Source organism: uncultured Nostoc sp., from assembly GCF_964245445.1.
Classification (GTDB): domain Bacteria; phylum Cyanobacteriota; class Cyanobacteriia; order Cyanobacteriales; family Nostocaceae; genus Nostoc.
Genome location: NZ_CAXTNE010000171.1, coordinates 1 through 17,194 on the forward strand (window position 1 = coordinate 1; position 17,194 = coordinate 17,194).

Below are 17,194 nucleotides of genomic sequence, written 5' to 3' on the forward strand. Positions count from 1 at the left end.
TTTTAGCGATCGCTGGTTTTTGATCCTACCTCACCAAATCGCGTTGCTCCCAACCACAAAACCACAACCTACCCCTCAAAGTAATAGTCAGAATAATATCTTCATCGGCAGTTTGATTGTAGGTGGGCTAATCGGTGCATCTGTGATTATTAGCCAAGTGTTACCAAAATCTTCTCAATCTACAGCAGACAAAACGGTATTACCTTCACAAACACCGTCAACTGTCACAAGCCCCGTAATAGAAACTCCTAAATTTATACCAACCACCCCATTTCCGACTCAATCTACATCTTCGGTAAATACAAAATCGCCAGATGCTACCACGGCTGTTAGTACTTATTTCTGGCTTTCCCAAAGACTTGTAACTGATACAGATTTGGATGGGAAAGACGGTTTTGAACTAGATATTATGCGAAATTCGATTTTTGCTAGTCACGGCCGCCGTTTTGATACTCCTGAATTACAAGATTACTTTAATAAGCAACCTTGGTATCGCCCTATATATTTACCTAAAGCATTTCCACGTAAATTGCTGTCAAAATTAGAGCAACAGAATGTAGAGTATATCAGCAAATATCAAGATCGTTACGGCTTGAGATATTTTAAGAAATAAGATTTCTGTTATTATACCATTTTTTTGTAATTAAACCATTTCACAAAATATTTGATATATATATAACGGTTATCCTTTGGATAAACTACTTTTTTAAACCTCACTCCCAACCCCTCTCATTACTAAGGAGAGGAGAGTATTTGCACGCCTCAAATACGGGGTGAGGTTCAGACTGTATCGTGCCCAAGTGAGAAGCGCTATATTGGTAGGGGCATAGTGCCGTACCCCCTTACACGCGATGCATTTATTGCAAAATATTCTTGTAAATGGTATAAATTATAAGTATATTAACTTGGACTTATCAAACTATTTATTGCTACTTATTAGATAATATCTAGGTTAGCTAGTGTAACATAAAAGACAGATTGCTAGATATTTAATAGCCTAAAATCGCTAGATATTAGAGGCTAATCCTAGCAAAATCTATATGAAGTTAGAGCTAAAGTGTTCTTTTATTAACCAAAGTCCATCTATAGATACTAGGCAGTTTTAGAACCAGGCATTTATATTTAATATATAAGATTGCTATTTCGGATATTAGCAATCCATAAGTTAAAGAAATGCCATTTTTATATTTTCTTTGTTATTTTGTATTTAACGGGACAGTTCTTCCTGATTTGGTGGGCTTAAATAACAATTAGTTAAACAATTTCCCCCCAAAGATGCATGTAAATTATTTGCTTTGTGCTTTTTTTCCTGCCTAATTTACAAGCATAATGCAAATTGGTTAACAGATTACATGTTAATATTCCCAATCGGCAAATAGTTCATCTACACAAGGAAAACCTTGCCCACAACTATGCTTAAAACAATTAATCAGCGTATTTTTCTGCCTGCTTTTGTTAGCCCTTTAGAAGAAAAGAATCAAAAAGGTAGTAAGAAGCAATTTGCTAGACCTAAATTAGATTTACTGCAACCATTACGTCAATGGGTGGATAAAATTGACATTCAGAATCGGAAATTAGCTAAATTTATTGCTAAACTAATTCCTGCCCAGTGTCCATTCGAGCGTGATATCATGCTTTTTGGTCGCAAAATAGGGCACATTCCGCCAATGTGCAAACTTAATCCGCTTTATAACGAACTTGTTTACTTGCGTTTTCGCGCTTTGTGTTATTTAGTGGATCAGTGTGGAGAGGATATTCAATCCTACTGCTAAACATAATTAGAGAAAACACAATATGGAAATTAAAATTGAGCATCAACCTAAGACTTGAACACCTTAATAAATTGGGTGTCTTTAAATGGGAAATTTGGAAAAAGGAAGTTTCAAAATTTCCTTGGACTTATGATTCTCAAGAAACATGCTACTTTTTGGAAGGTGATGTTTTTGTTACTCCTGATGGTGGACAGCCAGTGCAAATGGGTAAAGGCGATTTAGTGACTTTTCCTGCTGGCATGTCCTGCACCTGGTAAATTACAAGCGACATGAAAAAACATTATTACTTTGATTAGTCTACAGAAAAGATTGATCCCCGTTGTCTAGTTTATGATCCACAATAGCAACATCTCATAACTGAATTTTGATTTATACCTGAAGGGGGTTCGCAGCGAGTGTCATATGATGTGGCAGAATCAGTAATTTGCTTATATCCATATCTGGCGAAACTTGTTGCGACTCCATCCCTTAAACAATATTCATAGAAATAAATAGTCTAATTCCCTCTAAATTTGGCAGAAAGTTTTTACCAGGTTGGTGGCTGATAACTAAAAATATAGTTGTAAAATTTTGCTGCTTCAACTCGCTCGTAATTATAACTTCCTTGGTATTGAGAAAAATCACTGTTGAAATTCAGCTTGATATATTTGGCCTGATTGTTCACAAAGATGAGCGAGAAATTGCTTTTAGGAAACTGACGAAATACCCGCCGAAATCTTTGTGGAGTATATGTATAGCTAACGAATCGCCATTGGTTTGCTTGGTAATATAACGACCAAAATAGCGCTCGATTCTTTGAGGCGTTTGATTAAAAACATAGCGTCTGGCCATAGCAGAAGGGCTATAAATACTGTTGATAAGCAAAAATATTCCAGTTAATCCGATAAAAGTTTGGCAGAGATGATGGAATTTCATAGCGATCGCCACCACAGAAAATCCAGAGAGTTCATAATCATGTTAGTGGGAGTTTAGCAGAAAAAGGTTTCGTCCCACCGCAATTTTATTGAGGAAAATCATTAAAAATGTTACTGCATTTAAGTACTTGGCAAGAAGTCGAAGCTTATTTACAGCAGTCAAAGGGGATTATTTTCCCTATTGGTTCCACAGAACAACATGGGCCAACGGGGTTAATTGGCACTGATGCCATTTGTGCAGAAGCGATCGCAGCTGGTGTAGGTGATGCAACTCAAGCGATCGTTGGCCCTACAATCAATGTGGGCATGGCACTGCACCATACTGCTTTTCCTGGCTCAATCAGTCTGCGTCCTAGCACTTTAATTCAAGTAGTGCGAGATTATGTAACTTGTTTAACCAAAGCTGGTTTTAGCAAGTTCTACTTTATTAACGGACATGGTGGTAATATCGCCACCCTCAAAGCAGCTTTTTCAGAAACTTACGCGCATTTAGAAGATTTACAGATTCCCAATGCTCAACATGTGCAATGTCAAGTGGCAAACTGGTTTATGTGCGGTTCTGTATATAAGCTAGCTAAAGAATTATATGGGGATCAAGAAGGTTCTCATGCAACGCCAAGTGAAGTAGCACTCACCCAGTATGTTTATCCAGATGCGATTAAGCAAGCATATCTTTCACCAGAAGTTGCAAGCGGACATCGGATTTATAGCGCTGCTGACTTTCGAGTGCGTTATCCAGATGGACGCATGGGATCAAATCCGGCTTTAGCAACACCTGAACATGGTAAGCAATTTTATGATTTGGCGGTGAAAGAACTTAGCAATGGGTATTTAGAATTTGTGAACGCTGAGTAAAACTCGTGGAAAGAGATTGTGGAGATGCGAGTAAAATTGCGTCTCTGCACAAAATATCTTGAGAAGAGTTATGCTCAATGCTCCTTTTGCTGAAACTGGCTCAATAACCAAGCTCCAACTTCAGATTGATTTATTTCACGGCTACGGCGTAAAGCTTCTTCTAAAATAGCGTAGGCGTAGCCCGTCGTAGACATCGCCAATCCAGGCAATACCTGTGATTCTTGAATACGTTTACTGCCTTGATCTGCGATCGCATAGGCAATGATTTGGGCATTTTGCACATCTACTACCCAGTATTCAGCAATACCCAACTCTTCATAGAGCGATCGCTTTGTACCTAAATCATCCAACAGAGATGTTTTTGCAATTTCAATCACTAAATCTGGTGCAGGATAGCGATCAAGGTTGACAATTCCTGTACCTGCTGGGATAGTTTGGGCGCGTTCTCTGAGGTAATAGGCCACATCGGGCTGACAATCCTGAACACCAGTTTTACGAAAGGTGGTTGTGTCTAAACCTGTCGCTAGAATCCCCTTAATGGTCGCAAATAGAGTTACAGCAAAAATAATTATTACATGGTCTTTACCATGAGCAAAACTAACTGGTGGCATCTCCAGCCTCATGTGTCCTTTGTAGTAATAGCTTTTTCCCTTCTCGTTGAGCAAGTTAGTGACTATCTGCTCATACTCCTCCCAAGAAGTGTAAATCCATGTATCTGTCGGTAGCTGGGTTTGTAAATCACTCATTGTCTAACCCTCCCGCCAAAAGGAAAACTTTTATTTCTCGGCAAAGTCAAAATTCGCTTGGGTTTCTTGACTTCCACAATAGTATATTTTGTTTCTCTTCTTCAGTTGGAGTGGGATTTTGAGTAATCCGATTTACGATTTGCTGAATCTCTTCAAAAGTCTCTATGATATTTTGTTCTTGAGCATAATTATGCTGTGTTCCAATCTGATCTCCATTTACCGTACTATTTACATTGACTCCACCCACAGATCCACTAAAGTTTAAATTTGGGTTGTTTGATCCTTGCATAATAACGACTCCTGCTTGAATTTGTGTACTTTGATTTTTTGGCTTATTGCTCACAATCTGGAGAATCTGCTCTGGTTTAAGTGGTTGCCAAGTTTTGCGCCGCGTAACGTTCTGGGCGTTTAGCAAAGTTCTTTTAAGCCAGGTCAGTTTAGGAAATTGTTCGGAAATGCGCTCAATCTCGATACACGCCTGAGATGTCCCAGTTTCCCTAAGTTGTGTTAAAACACTGTCTCTTAAGTTAGCAACGCTCTCTCTAGCGCCCATATTGTGAGCAAGAACATCATTACTGTAATCAGGATCTTCAGCATGAGGATACTGACAAACTAGCCAGATGTATAAATCAGCTAACTGTTTTTCAGTCAGCTTCAAATGCAAACCATGCGAGTAGCGGTAAGCGACTGCTTCAAATACTTCTCGCCCAAAGTCTGTATTTTGGTGGATAGCCGACCAAATAACCGCCCAGCTAATAGGTTCTGCACATTCGACTAATACCCTAGCTGCAACTACAGTTTTCTGGTGTGCTTCTTCTAAAGGTAGAGGAATAGAGACAAGGGATTTAGCAAACTCTCTAGCTCCAATCGATTCACGTTTTAAAAGTTCTTCAAGTAACTGTCCTATACATTCAGGCTTAATTGCTGCATCCTTAAGCTTTTCGATAATAACAGCTTTAAAACGCTCATCCCAGCATTTCTCAAATTTATTAAGAATAAAGATATAGCCATGTTCCTCATTCTCCTTATTAATAATGGACAGCAGTGTATTCAGGGTTTCAGAGGGGGCATTTATGTATGCCCGCTTAACTAATTCGGTGTAGTAATGTTCTCTTTGGGTGGTACTGCTATGAGGAAAGGCGACAATAACAGATGCCCACCGTTGCCATATCTTAGATGATATAGTGTCTAAAAATTCTGGAGTTTCTTGTAAAAGTAATAGTAAAGCTTTACAGCCAGCTAATGCTGGACGATCATACGTATTTGTCCCTATCCAGTCATAAACTACTTGATTATATTCTTGAATATACTTTTTAGCGCCGTTGATAATTCTTTTACGAGTTTTTATATCAGCTTCTTGCCATCCAGGAAGTTTTGTTAAATCTGATTCAAGCTCTTGTTCATAATGTTGACTATCTGGCTTAAGCAGCATCTCCATATTTATTTGCCACCAAGCTAATAGATTTCCTGACTCTAGTTGCTCTAAAAATAGAATAACTCGTTCTTTAGGTGGTGGATCTAAAATAGGTTTTTGTCTACGATTCTGCTGTTCTTGCATCCTTTGATAGTTAGCCCTCAACTCCTTAGCCTGTGCTGACTCCAAATCAATTGTTGAAAAATAGAATGCAAATTCTTCACGCAAGATATTATTAGTCGGAGTAGCTTCAAGGACAGCATCTATCTGTTTTAAATCATTACGGTTAAATTTCCACTGAATTAGCGCTGCCCAAATTCGCTCTTGCTGAGAATCAATATTTTGAAGTTTTCCGAGCATCCAAAAAACATCTTCTGTCAAAAGGATATTTTCTGTTAATGAATGCAATAAAAAATATATATTTTCTCCTGATTGGGAAATTGTTATAACTGCCTGCTCAACAAGCTTGCGCCGGTTTTCAACATTATTAACAAGTGATAATTCAAATTGTGCTTGGATCTCGTTGTCGAAAGTTATGATTTTCTGGTGTTCTCTCCACTGTATTAGAGCGACTTTAGTAAAACTTTCTGCTATGCCAGGTAAATCGAGATGTTCCCAAGCTTTTAGCATTATCGCATCTGCAAGTCTTTCAAATGAGTGTCCAAAGCACCTAATACCTTGCTTTTCGACCCACTTAAGAGCAACTAGCAAATCACATGGCTGTAGTTTTGGTACGAGTTCAAAGTCAAGAAATATTTGATACGATCCTGTAAAGTTTCTCTTCTTAGGTGGAGTTAAGACATTAAACAATTCCTTTGCTGGTAGATGATCTGACCAAATGGCTCTGAAAATATACCCTTTAAGTTGGTCATCCTCATCTTCTGACATTTGACTAAAAATCAGAGACTTCAGCCGCAATCTTGCACTCGCATTACCAACTGTGCAGATTGCTTTTGCTGCACTAGCTCGGAGGTAAATTGATTGAGATGAATCAAGTGCTAGGTTTACCAACTCCTCCTGAAGTTCATCTACCTTACAAACCTCAGCAATGTCTATCGCTGCATCTCGTGCATCGATTGGCTTGCTTAAATCCTGAATATATGGAAGCAATTGTACAGCTAACCCAGAATGTTTAAACTTCTCGTATCTGGGATAATTATCTCTATGTGAATCAAATAGCTTTCCCTGCTCGTACTGTTTTAATAAGTTATCAACTATTGCTGCTCGAAGATTTGCATCTGTAGGTATGTCGCTTCGCAACAGTACATCAGGAGCAGTCTTCATAATTTCCTGAAGTACGTCAGTCCTCATACTAGCTAGCCATGCTGCTGTCTCATGAAGCTGTGGAATTAATTTAAATTCAGGATCTTCAGGTGAAACAATTAGTTTCATTACCTGATTCAAAGGTGTTTCGTGCTGAACCAAGTACCTTGCTGCTAGAAATTCAGCATAGGTTTGGTGTGCCCATCCCATACGACTTAATTCACCACGAGATGAGAATAAACCAGTATCTAAAACTTCTTCAACAGCTTCTTCAGTAACTTCAAACTCTTTCCCGTCAACGCTTTCTGTTCCCTGGCATATCTTCTCAATAAGCACGTCATCATCTGGAACATCGCTCTGAATACCAGTCCAGATAGCAAATTTATTGCCAAAAATCGTGATCGCTGCAATCCTAGCCGCAACCATTAAACGTTTTTGCCGCTTAAGATTACCTTTTAATTTCGATGAAATCCGGCTCTTATTCCGTTCTTCACAAAGCCAGAGACATCCTTCAAGATAAAGTTCATGCAACCTTTGATTAGGAGGAAATTTACCATCGTAGCTACGATAAGTTTTAATCAGAAATTCTAATGTAATTGGTTTAATAGCCAAAGCTACAACATTTTTCCTGTTAATTTCTTCTAGAAATGCTTGAGGATTGTCGATGCCTTCAATCTTTGCGGCTATACTCACATCTAGACGCCGAAGTGGAGCTAGTTCATAAATTCCTACATTATCTTTACCCCAAATTTGCTTCAGTCCTTCCTCTAAGACTGGTTGCCAAACAGCAGTTCGGCAGGCAATACGAAGATGTAAACGCTGGATATGATTTTGATAAAGTTTGAACTCGTCAACTAGGAGCGTTGCTAATGTATCTATTCGTAATAAGCATTCATCAAGACTATCCAAAAAAATATGTAACTGATGACTGCCTTTTAGCCATTGAGTAAATTCTAGACTGTCAAATAATCTGCTAACCAATCTGTCTTCACTTCCATAGGAACGAATATCTAACGGAAGTACCTGACCACCTTGTTTTTGAATTTCGCTAATAATTTCATTTTTCTCTGCTTCTATAGTATGGCTTTTGCCAATTCCTGGCTCACCTAAGAGTGCTAAACATGAGAAGTGAGAGATAGCATTAAAGGTGATTAAATCTGGATTGTATATTTTGCCCCACTTTTCTTCTGGGTCGCAAAGATAGCCGCCATCAGCTAGATTAATCCGACCTGATCGAGGACACCAGAACCGCTTCCATTTGTAATCTTGACTTGGCATTTTCACCGACAAAAGGCTGAAAACATTTTTACTATGTTAACCTCACTAACCCTTAATGATGCCCCTTAAAAGACGAGTTTTCGAGATAAACATTTCTGCGATCGCTCTCAAAATCTCAACTTTCAACCTCTGAACTCGGAAGTTGCACCTTTTTACTCGAACGTTGAGCCTCTGAACTCGGAAGTTGCACCTTTTTACTCGAACGTTGAGCCTCTGAACTCGGAAGTTGCACCTTTTTGCTCGAACGTTGAGCTTCTGAACTCAAAAAATAAAGCTCAGAACTCGAAATGTCGTGCTTTTAACTCCAACATCCAAATTCTGAGCTTCAACGTTGCATCTTTTAAGTGCAACTACTGAGCTATTTTCTACAACGCTGCTTTTTGAGACTTAAATTTTCCAGATTTACGAGCAAATCGTTGTCCCATTTCCACAACCACTGCATCTAAACCCGCGCCTTGTCCACTGGCTTTAGCATAGTTATACACCTGTAACGCGGCTGCATAAGCTTCACTACCCACTGCAAGAGATGTATCATCTACTAACTCTTGTAACTGCGTCAACGACAACAGCACCGGATACAACGCTTCAAATAATTGCACATCCTTCCGCATCTCTTCCAAGTCGAACGATCGCGGTAAAAACTCTGGATTCTGCGCTGCCACCTCTAATGCTTTGCTGACAAAGGCCCGACTCTTATCGCCCATCTTGGGTAAAGTCTTGCGATCGTCGGAACTCAAATCAACCAAAAATGGTAGCTTTTCTTTAATGGTGGCGATCGCTTGCAATACAGCATCTCTGTCTGTTTGTGCCAATGTTGCACTAATTGGGGTCGTAGACATAGAAATCACTCTCCAGTAAGTTTCTTTAATCTAGAGTTCCCATATATACAACTCAAATTTCAATGTGTAGAGCAAAGTCAATCGTACACACTGTATTGCCTGATAAGCAAGGTAGAAAATTCAAAGCCTTTCTCTTTTAGAAGAGAGTAGAACTTACGCAAACTCTACGATTCTTCTCTACGAGACGCTACGCGTTGGCGGAAGCCTCTCGTAGAGAAGGCGGTTCGATAAATTAAGCTTTTTAGCACTTTTTGCGTAAGTCCTAGAGAGGTCAGAAAATTAACATGAGCTTCCAACGAACGGCATTTGTTATGCCTCACGTTACTTTAACAGTGTTGTTGTTTTTTGAACAGTGACAATAACAAACACACGAGTCCCATTACTACCAACGACACTGAAGAAGTAGATTCTGGGACAGGCTGAGGGTTTTGCACAGGCTGATAATTGAAATTTCCTTGAATTGGGCTGAGTGATGCCAAAAGTTGCTGAATATCGCTAGATATATCAGTATCATTACCAACACTTTTAGAAGAGATGAGGCGGTTAAAGGTTTGGCTACTCGATTCATCAAAATCTCCTGTGAACCCAAGAAAATTTTGACCTATTTTGCCTATAAGAGAGTCAATCAGATTGTTAACATCAGTTTTGATCCCTAGTGGGGATAACTTTAAACTGCTGATATTGTTGGCGTTTCCAATCGTTGTGTTATCAGTCTTCGTTAACCAATTGCCATTACCAATAATTTCATTTCCATTAGTAAAAACCCAGTTACCATTACCAATAATTGTGTTATCAGTACCAAAATCCCAATTGCCGTTTCCAATGGTTGCGTTGTCACTGCCGAAGTGCCAATTACCATTACCTAGAGTTGAATTATTACTTCCGTCGTCCCAATACCAGTTCCCGTTACCAAGGGTTGTGTTACTCTTTCCAAATAGCCAATTGCCATTACCAATGGTTGTGTTGTCATTATTAAAGTTCCAGTTCCCATTACCAATGGTTGCGCTGTTACTGCCATAATCCGAGTTAAAATTACCAATAGTTGCGTTATTATCACCAAGGTTCTTGTTACCTTTACCAACCGGTGCATTGCCCTCATTAAAGGTTTGGCTACCAGGATTAGATGTATTCCCACCGTTACTAAAGGGTAAATTATTACCAAGGACTTCTTTCAACGGATCGAAAGGCGATTGTTGAAGCAGACTTCCAGCACCTGCGATCGGATTATCACTACCCGCAAAGGGGTTTGCACCACCTGCGATCGGGTTACTTCCTCCTGGAATCGCATTACCACCGCCTACAAACGGGTTACTTCCTCCTGCAAAGGGGTTACTACCTCCTGCAAATGGGTTACTTCCTCCTGGAATCGCATTACCGTTACCTGCCAAAGGGTTAGTAGCCCCACTTGGAATCGGATAACCACTGTTTGCAAAAGGATTACTACCTCCTGCCAATGTGTTGTCAATACCCTTGAAAAAGTTATCACCTAAAATTGACTTTAATCGATCAAATATTAATTTCTGAAGCCCACTGCCAGCATCGCCTGCAAACGGGTTAATACCGCCACCCGGAATGGGATTGTTACCGTTACCTAATAACAGATTGCTACCACCCGTCAATAGGCTGTCCTTAGCAGCAGATAAACTGTCATTGGCAGCAAAGGAACTAACACTGTTAGGGCCACTTACACTTAAGGGATTAACTCCACCATTAAGGGGATTGACAACAGACTCTTCCATTGGCATTAATTTTCCTATTTTTAGTTAAAAAGGTTATGGGATCTTCAGTACTTCTTATATTAATTGTGAATTTGCTAAACCCAAAATCTTTCTAATAATAAAGGCTTTAATCATCTTACTGTCAAATTAGCAGAAAATGTTTCTCAAATCCTTACCTGTAAAGAGTTCTAGGGCGTAAAATAGCAAACTAGTACAATAAAGCAGAAGGTACATCACAGATAATACACGCTTTTGAGCTTTATCGAATGGTATGTTTATTTGCGCCAAACTGTACTAGCATACTATGTACTGAAGAACTCATTATTGTTCTCCTCTTATCTGCTGATTTTCGCAAGAATTCTATTAAGCGAACGGAATTTATCGACCTCTAAATACTTATCTGCCACCGACACCGCCACCGGCGCCAAATGGGTTACCGCCACCAAATCCATTACCTCCACCACGGAAGATCAAAGGGTGGTCTATCACAGGGAAAACTTCTGTCAAACGACAGAAGGCTGATTGTTATTTGCTCAAGCAATTTATTTTCCTCACCCAACATATCCTCCACCTAATCCGTAACCGCCACCGGCACCAGCACCGGCACCAAATGGGTTACTGCCACCAGCACCCAGTTCCTTGTCAACCTTTGAGTTAACTAGCTTGTCAATAGTAACCCTCAAATCGAACCCGTTCGGTATTTCACTTGTGCTAATACCATAGGTCTGGCCAGTACCAGTCAAAGGGTCGCTACCACTTGGGGATGGCTTACCACTGCCTGCCAATGGGTTACTACTACTGGCACCAGCACCAGTTAAAGGGTCGCTACCACTAGTTTGGCTACCACTACCTGCGGGTGGATTACTACCACCAACTGCGGGTGAGTTACCACCGACTTTGGATGGGTTGACACCGCCTGCAAAGATATTCCAGAAGTTGTCGCCAGCGAAAGGATTACCACCATAGGCTAAATTAGGCTGACTGCCACCGGGAGCAGCACCACCACCAAATGGGCTACCGCCACTTTCTCCATTACCAACACCACTGAATATCTTGGGGAGGTCTTTCTCAGGGATAACTTCTTTCAAGCGACCGAAGGGTGATTGTCCAAATTTTTCAATCGCATCGTTTCCATTAGTAGAGGGCTTACCGCTACCACTATTACTTGAATTATCTGCCATTAGAATTAATCCTCTTATTGTTTTGATGAAAATCTTGCTAGCGTTGCAACATAAAATAGACAAAATTTAAGTCTGCTTTGTGACTTTTTTATTGTCTTTTTATTAGCAAGACTAGTTAGTAGCTATTAGATTATTTGGTTGTCTTTGTTAAGTGGAGATAATCGATTTTTAATCAACGCTACTTACACTCACAATTTATATGATTTACTTTTGAAGTACAATGAAAAATGTTTTGATATATTTATCAAACTTGTAGATATTTTTAGAGAATGATTGGAAAAATTAACTGATATATTTATCTAATAAATTAAGTTTGGGTTAAAAATTATATTGCAATGAACAATCTTTTGATAAATTTGCCAAATTTTTAGATATTTAATTAATTTGCGTTTAACCGGGCTTCTATCACTTTTACCCGATGTAATACCGCCAGACTGATAACAATAAATAACACGGTTTCTAACACACTGCAATACGTTGCATCATAATTAGCACCACTACGAAGTATAGCGAAAAAAGGTTCGTATAGAGATTACTTCAGATAAATCAGCAAATTTAATCCCGGAATTGTGCGGGAAAGTGTCCACAAAACTAGCGTGATGTAAATTACACCCAAACTCCATTGATACCAAGCAAGTGCAGAGATGATGCCAGGTAGGTGTTCGTCTCGCAGGCGAATGTCGTTAAATCCTAATTTAACTAGGTTGTTGAGACTAAAATCATAGTAGTTGAGCCAATTCCAACGGCGATCGCCCAAAAGAGGCATATATCGTTCCCGAAATGTCTGATTCCTTGGTATGACTGGCAAACGTCCAATCAACAATCGTAACTGGCGGAATGTGCCGTCTTCTGTGAAGTAAGAAACGTCCATTAAATCGTGATAACGACCTTGTTGGTAAAGTCGGATCAATAAAGCCATTGGGACGGGGATAATAATTATTAAAAGACACCCCAATGTCAGCCAAGGTTGTTGAGCATTACGAAAGATGGCTAGTAAGCTCAATAATTCTAAAACGCTAAAACTCACAAATATCGAAATGGTTTCGTAAAATGTGGGAATAATTGGTACAGGATGCAGCCGACGATAACGATCCACTAGCCAAAATAGTAAGCCGAAATAAGCGATCGCAACTCCTCCCACACCAAACACTAACCAAAAATTTGTACCGTAGCCACTCAACAACAGCAGTACACTCAACCCCAACCAACTCCAAGCTTGCAGTAACCACCCAATGATAGAAAGGGGTTCACCAACAATTAAGCGCTTACTCAGTTGTGTGTATTTTTCTAAATCGATGTCTGCTAAGGTGAGTAACTCACTGCTATTGCGAAACGATTTTATCAGACGACGCTGGGCGATCGCTTCTGCTTGAGTTGCAGAAAAACCCAAATTAATCAAACTTGCGAGGGAGGCACTATTAATATTTGTAGCCGTCAAACGGCGACTCATTTCTACTAATCGCAGTTGTTGTTTTGTATATTCCAGTTCATTAGCATCAGCAACTTGTTGTTGCTGACGAAAATTTTGCCCTAAATTCCGCAAAATGTTTTGATTACCTTGCAATGTAGGGATGCAGAACATCTTACCAATCTGACCCGGATTACCTAAAATTTTTGCTTGGTTAGAGTTAAAAGTTAAACCGGGTACGCTTAAACAAGCTTCTGTAGAAAACCTCGCATCGCTAAAATCTGCTTGGTTGAGAATGCTTGCACCTTGCAAATTTACCGATTGATTAAACTCCACTTCTCGAAATGTGACAGCTTGCTCAAAAGTTGCTTCTGTTAAAAGGAGGAACTGATTAAAATTTGCCTTAGTAAACTGGGCTTGATTCGCAAAACGGACATTAGAAAAATCAGCATTATCTCGCCACTGCCCACTATTGAATTTAGCCAACTGCTTAAAAGTTGCTTGGTTGAAGTTGGCAGTTTTTTCAAAAATGCTGCCTTGAAAATCAGCAGTGTCTTGAAATTGAGTTTGTTTAAAATTAGCTTTTTCAAAAAAAATACTGCCCTGAAAATTGCTTGGTTGTTTGAACTTAGCACCGTTAAAGTTGACGGGACGAGCAAATCTGGTTTCATTCCAATTAGTGGATTGGAGAAAAGTTGCACCTTGGGCATCCACAGACTGAAGAAAGAATGTATTAGAGAACTTCATTTCGCCATTGAAACGAGTTTGCACTAGTGTTAAGACACCACGAAAGACGGCGATTTCACTGGATGGAGTTGATGTTCCCAAAAGCGATCGGCAATCTTTGGAGTTCGTGAGTGACTCTAGACAAACGAAGCGCAAACGTTCTAATTCTTGTTGTTCGGTAGCGGTGAAAATCGAAGCAATGGCTTGGGCGTATAAGGGGGTTCTTAAACCCAAATCGCTGCCCACAAAATCCCCTAAAATCAGGGTATAACTAAGGTCTAAACCCAGAGGTTTTGCACCTAATCCTTTTCGCATGAGTTGGTAAAAAGCATCACGAAAGCTAGCGTTTTCTGGACGCAAATCAATCACCATCTTCTGCAAATCTATGGTCAAATTGCCTTCGCGGAGTGTAGGTGTGCGTAGACGTTCTTGTAATAATTCTAAAGTTAAGGGTGTGCGTTCTGGTTGCGTTTGTGCTGCTGAAGTGGGTAGGGGGAGGAAGAGGAGAAGTAAAACGCAAAGGAACGCAAAGGGAAGCGCAGAGGTACGCAGAGAGAGCTTTTTGGGTATCTTTGCGTTTAACCTCTGGGTGCATCTATGTTTAAAAAATAAATTATGCAAATTGTTGGATCAATCGTCGCTAATCAGTAGAACAATTTTACCTGTCACAGAACCGCTTTCGATTAGTTGGTGCGCCTTTGCTACTTCTTTTAAAGGAAATTTGTGGCTAACATGGATTTTTAATTTGCTTTCATCGATCCAGGTGGCACATTGTTCCAGAATTTCTGCATGGTGCTGGAGGCTTTCTTCTAATCCTAGCAACGTTGGTGTGAGCATTAATTCTAAACCAATGCGGAGATTGCGTTGTCTAGCAGTTTTCCAAACAGTATTAGCATCTGGTTCGAGAATCGTGACAATATCACCATATACTCGCACTGCGGGGAAGGTTTTGTGAAAGGTTTCGCCGCCTACGGTATCAAAAGCCAAGTCTACGCCTTCGCCGTTAGTCCAATCTAATGCTGCTTGTACAAAGTCTGTTTGTTTGTAAAAAATTACATGATCGGCACTTAGTTGTTTGACGAAATTAGCTTTTTCTTCAGAACCTACTGTTGTGGAAACAGTAGCACCTTTAAGTTTCGCCAATTGAATTGCTATATGACCGACACCACCAGCACCCGCATGAATCAAAACTCTTTCCCCAGGTTCCAATCGTCCCCGTTCGTATAAAGCTTCCCAGGCGGTGATTAACACTAAAGGCGCTGCTGCTGCTTCGGCAAAGGAGATAGACGCAGGTTTACGTGCCACAAACCGCTCATCCACAACGGTATATTCAGCATAATTACCTTGGTGTGCGCCCAATCCGCCATAGCAAAAATATACCTTATCGCCTGGGCGAAAACGCTGAACATTAGCACCTACCGCTTCGACTATACCAGCACCATCACATCCTAAAATTGTCGGCGTGCGATCGGGGTAGAAAGTGCCTCGGCTACGAAGTTTAGTGTCAATGGGGTTAATACCAGCCGCCACCAAACGCACTAAAAGTTCAGTATTACCTACAGGAACAGTAGGGTTTGGCACTTCCTGTAGTTGCAGAATTTCGGGACTGCCAGATGCTGTCATCAAGACTGCTTTCACAACTCTTTCCTCCTGGCTTTAGATGCACGTTCTTATGCAACTTTAGCGCAAGAGGGTGGACACAAAGTTATGTCTGAGGGAAAACGGACTTATGCAACAGGAGCGTCCAATCTCCAATGTTAACAGCCTCTCCTGCTACCCCAGACTATTACTGGTGTGCCCCATTAGTTACCAAGGGTGAACAAGTTCTTAGTCAGCACTTTAGCCCTGGATTTTTAAGCACGCTTTGTGCTTACTACGAACTCATCAAAATTAATGAGACAGACCACTAGGCTTACTGTATGTAAGGTAATATGTTACATTAGTTGTGCTAGATGTCCTGCATCAGTGAGCTTGGTATTATGGAGATATAATGTTGCTCAATTGTTGCTCAATGCGATCACCTACGGTGGGCGGTTACGCCATCGCAAAAAGTATTGCTAAATCATTGTAATAATATTTAACATGAGTCTAGGTTGTGTAATTTAGATTAACTATTGCAGAGAAATTCTCTCAGAGTTAGTAGAATAGCAAATACAAGGACGCAACTCTTTTATGGATTAGTTACTCTAGAACTGTAGACTATGTTTTCAGTCCTGAGTTATTTTTGTATTTTGCCTCTGAGGCATACCAATCAAGACCACACCAAATCCTTCATTAAGAGCTCCCACAAATCATAATGCCTGTGATTGAGAAGAAAAGAACTCGCGATCTGCCCCAAATTAACGAACGAATTCGCTACCCGAAAATTCGGGTAATTGATACTGATGGTGCCCAACTGGGAATTATGCTCCCACAGGAAGCACTACAACTAGCAGAAGAGAAAGAGTTAGATTTGGTGCTAATAAGTGACAAAGCTGACCCGCCAGTTTGTCGGATTATGGACTACGGGAAATATAAGTTTGAGCAGGAGAAAAAGGCGCGGGAAGCCCGGAAAAAGCAGCACACGGCTGATGTCAAAGAAGTTAAGATGCGCTACAAAATAGAAGAACACGACTACAACGTGCGTGTTAAGCAAGCAGAGCGCTTTTTGAAAGATGGCGATAAAGTCAAAGCTACTGTCATGTTCCGGGGTCGAGAAATTCAACACAGCGACCTAGCAGAAGATTTGCTTAAGCGAATGGCAACGGATTTGGAGCCATTTGGGGAGCTGCAACAAGCGCCTAAAAAAGAAGGGCGAAATATGATGATGCTCATCTCGCCTAAAAAATAATCCTCTAACTGTATTAATAGACCATGTTTGAAAATCCCCTGACTTAAAGTCAGGGGATTTTTTGATGTTTCGTTTCCATGCAACATGCGCCCAAAGCTTTGAGGTTGTATAAATTTATCTAAAATTGATAATCCTAAAGGCTAAGTGGGAAACATAATACTCAGTTGCTCAGGAATTTTGCTATTTCCAGCCGATGAGGGAGATTAGGGAAATAAGGAAATATTATTCCTCCCCTGCCCCCTTCCCCCTG

12 protein-coding genes and 1 pseudogene are annotated in these 17,194 nt (G+C 40.2%); 6 read left to right on the plus strand and 7 right to left on the minus strand.

Going from position 1 to position 17,194, the window contains the following annotated elements; all coding sequences use genetic code 11:
- The 4 genes and pseudogenes from ACFE90_RS24280 to ACFE90_RS24295 form a co-directional block, all read left to right on the plus strand.
- Positions 1-613, plus strand: a 613-nt coding sequence (locus ACFE90_RS24280; protein WP_375505029.1) for a YARHG domain-containing protein, incomplete at its 5' end; no start/stop codon positions are given.
- Between the two features lie 799 nt (positions 614-1,412).
- On the plus strand, positions 1,413-1,772 hold the full coding sequence (locus ACFE90_RS24285; protein WP_375505030.1) for a Mo-dependent nitrogenase C-terminal domain-containing protein: 360 nt from the start codon (positions 1,413-1,415) through the stop codon (positions 1,770-1,772).
- Positions 1,773-1,794: 22 nt separating this feature from the next.
- A pseudogene (locus ACFE90_RS24290) lies at positions 1,795-2,029 on the plus strand (cupin domain-containing protein).
- 765 nt (positions 2,030-2,794) lie between these two features.
- Positions 2,795-3,541, plus strand: a complete 747-nt coding sequence (locus ACFE90_RS24295; protein ID WP_375505031.1) for a creatininase family protein — start codon at positions 2,795-2,797, stop codon at positions 3,539-3,541.
- A gap of 74 nt (positions 3,542-3,615) precedes the next feature.
- Here ACFE90_RS24295 and ACFE90_RS24300 read toward each other — a convergent pair whose 3' ends face one another.
- The 7 genes from ACFE90_RS24300 to ACFE90_RS24330 all read right to left on the minus strand — a co-directional run bounded on the left by ACFE90_RS24300 (position 3,616) and on the right by ACFE90_RS24330 (position 15,752).
- Entirely contained in the window at positions 3,616-4,287 is a 672-nt protein-coding gene (locus ACFE90_RS24300) for a Uma2 family endonuclease (protein WP_375505032.1), read from the minus strand.
- Positions 4,288-4,333: 46 nt separating this feature from the next.
- A complete protein-coding gene (locus tag ACFE90_RS24305; protein ID WP_375505033.1) occupies positions 4,334-8,242 on the minus strand; it encodes an NACHT domain-containing protein in 3,909 nt (1,302 codons plus the stop codon).
- 365 nt (positions 8,243-8,607) lie between these two features.
- Entirely contained in the window at positions 8,608-9,081 is a 474-nt protein-coding gene (locus ACFE90_RS24310) for a hypothetical protein (protein WP_375505034.1), read from the minus strand.
- 326 nt (positions 9,082-9,407) lie between these two features.
- Positions 9,408-10,820: a hypothetical protein gene (locus ACFE90_RS24315; protein ID WP_375505035.1), complete on the minus strand. Its 1,413-nt coding sequence runs from the start codon at positions 10,818-10,820 to the stop codon at positions 9,408-9,410.
- Positions 10,821-11,350: 530 nt separating this feature from the next.
- Positions 11,351-11,980 carry a hypothetical protein gene (locus ACFE90_RS24320; RefSeq protein ID WP_375505036.1) on the minus strand — a complete coding sequence of 210 codons (630 nt, stop codon included), beginning with the start codon at positions 11,978-11,980 and terminating at the stop codon, positions 11,351-11,353.
- Positions 11,981-12,512: 532 nt separating this feature from the next.
- Positions 12,513-14,735, minus strand: coding sequence for a pentapeptide repeat-containing protein (locus ACFE90_RS24325; protein ID WP_375505037.1), 2,223 nt, complete (start codon positions 14,733-14,735; stop codon positions 12,513-12,515).
- Positions 14,736-14,744: 9 nt separating this feature from the next.
- Positions 14,745-15,752 (minus strand): zinc-dependent alcohol dehydrogenase family protein, encoded by a 1,008-nt coding sequence (locus ACFE90_RS24330; RefSeq protein ID WP_375505038.1) that lies wholly within the window; start codon positions 15,750-15,752, stop codon positions 14,745-14,747.
- 116 nt (positions 15,753-15,868) lie between these two features.
- Here ACFE90_RS24330 and ACFE90_RS24335 point away from each other — a divergent pair, with 116 nt between their 5' ends.
- Together ACFE90_RS24335 and infC are read left to right on the plus strand one after the other, a co-directional pair.
- On the plus strand, positions 15,869-16,024 hold the full coding sequence (locus ACFE90_RS24335) for a hypothetical protein (protein ID WP_375505039.1): 156 nt from the start codon (positions 15,869-15,871) through the stop codon (positions 16,022-16,024).
- Positions 16,025-16,410: 386 nt separating this feature from the next.
- The gene (infC, locus tag ACFE90_RS24340) at positions 16,411-16,944 is read left to right on the plus strand and encodes a translation initiation factor IF-3 (RefSeq protein WP_100898496.1); all 534 of its coding nucleotides are present in this window, start codon (positions 16,411-16,413) and stop codon (positions 16,942-16,944) included.
- The last annotated feature ends 250 nt before the right edge of the window (positions 16,945-17,194 follow it).

What these genes read in the sequence shown, in the direction of transcription:
- ACFE90_RS24315 (WP_375505035.1), bottom strand. Translation starts at nt 10,820, where the DNA reads ATGGAAGAGTCTGTTGTCAATCCCCTTAATGGTGGAGTTAATCCCTTA.
- ACFE90_RS24335 (WP_375505039.1), top strand. Translation starts at nt 15,869, where the DNA reads ATGTTAACAGCCTCTCCTGCTACCCCAGACTATTACTGGTGTGCCCCA.
- ACFE90_RS24310 (WP_375505034.1), bottom strand. Translation starts at nt 9,081, where the DNA reads ATGTCTACGACCCCAATTAGTGCAACATTGGCACAAACAGACAGAGAT.
- infC (WP_100898496.1), top strand. Translation starts at nt 16,411, where the DNA reads ATGCCTGTGATTGAGAAGAAAAGAACTCGCGATCTGCCCCAAATTAAC.
- ACFE90_RS24295 (WP_375505031.1), top strand. Translation starts at nt 2,795, where the DNA reads ATGTTACTGCATTTAAGTACTTGGCAAGAAGTCGAAGCTTATTTACAG.
- ACFE90_RS24285 (WP_375505030.1), top strand. Translation starts at nt 1,413, where the DNA reads ATGCTTAAAACAATTAATCAGCGTATTTTTCTGCCTGCTTTTGTTAGC.
- ACFE90_RS24305 (WP_375505033.1), bottom strand. Translation starts at nt 8,242, where the DNA reads ATGCCAAGTCAAGATTACAAATGGAAGCGGTTCTGGTGTCCTCGATCA.
- ACFE90_RS24320 (WP_375505036.1), bottom strand. Translation starts at nt 11,980, where the DNA reads ATGGCAGATAATTCAAGTAATAGTGGTAGCGGTAAGCCCTCTACTAAT.
- ACFE90_RS24300 (WP_375505032.1), bottom strand. Translation starts at nt 4,287, where the DNA reads ATGAGTGATTTACAAACCCAGCTACCGACAGATACATGGATTTACACT.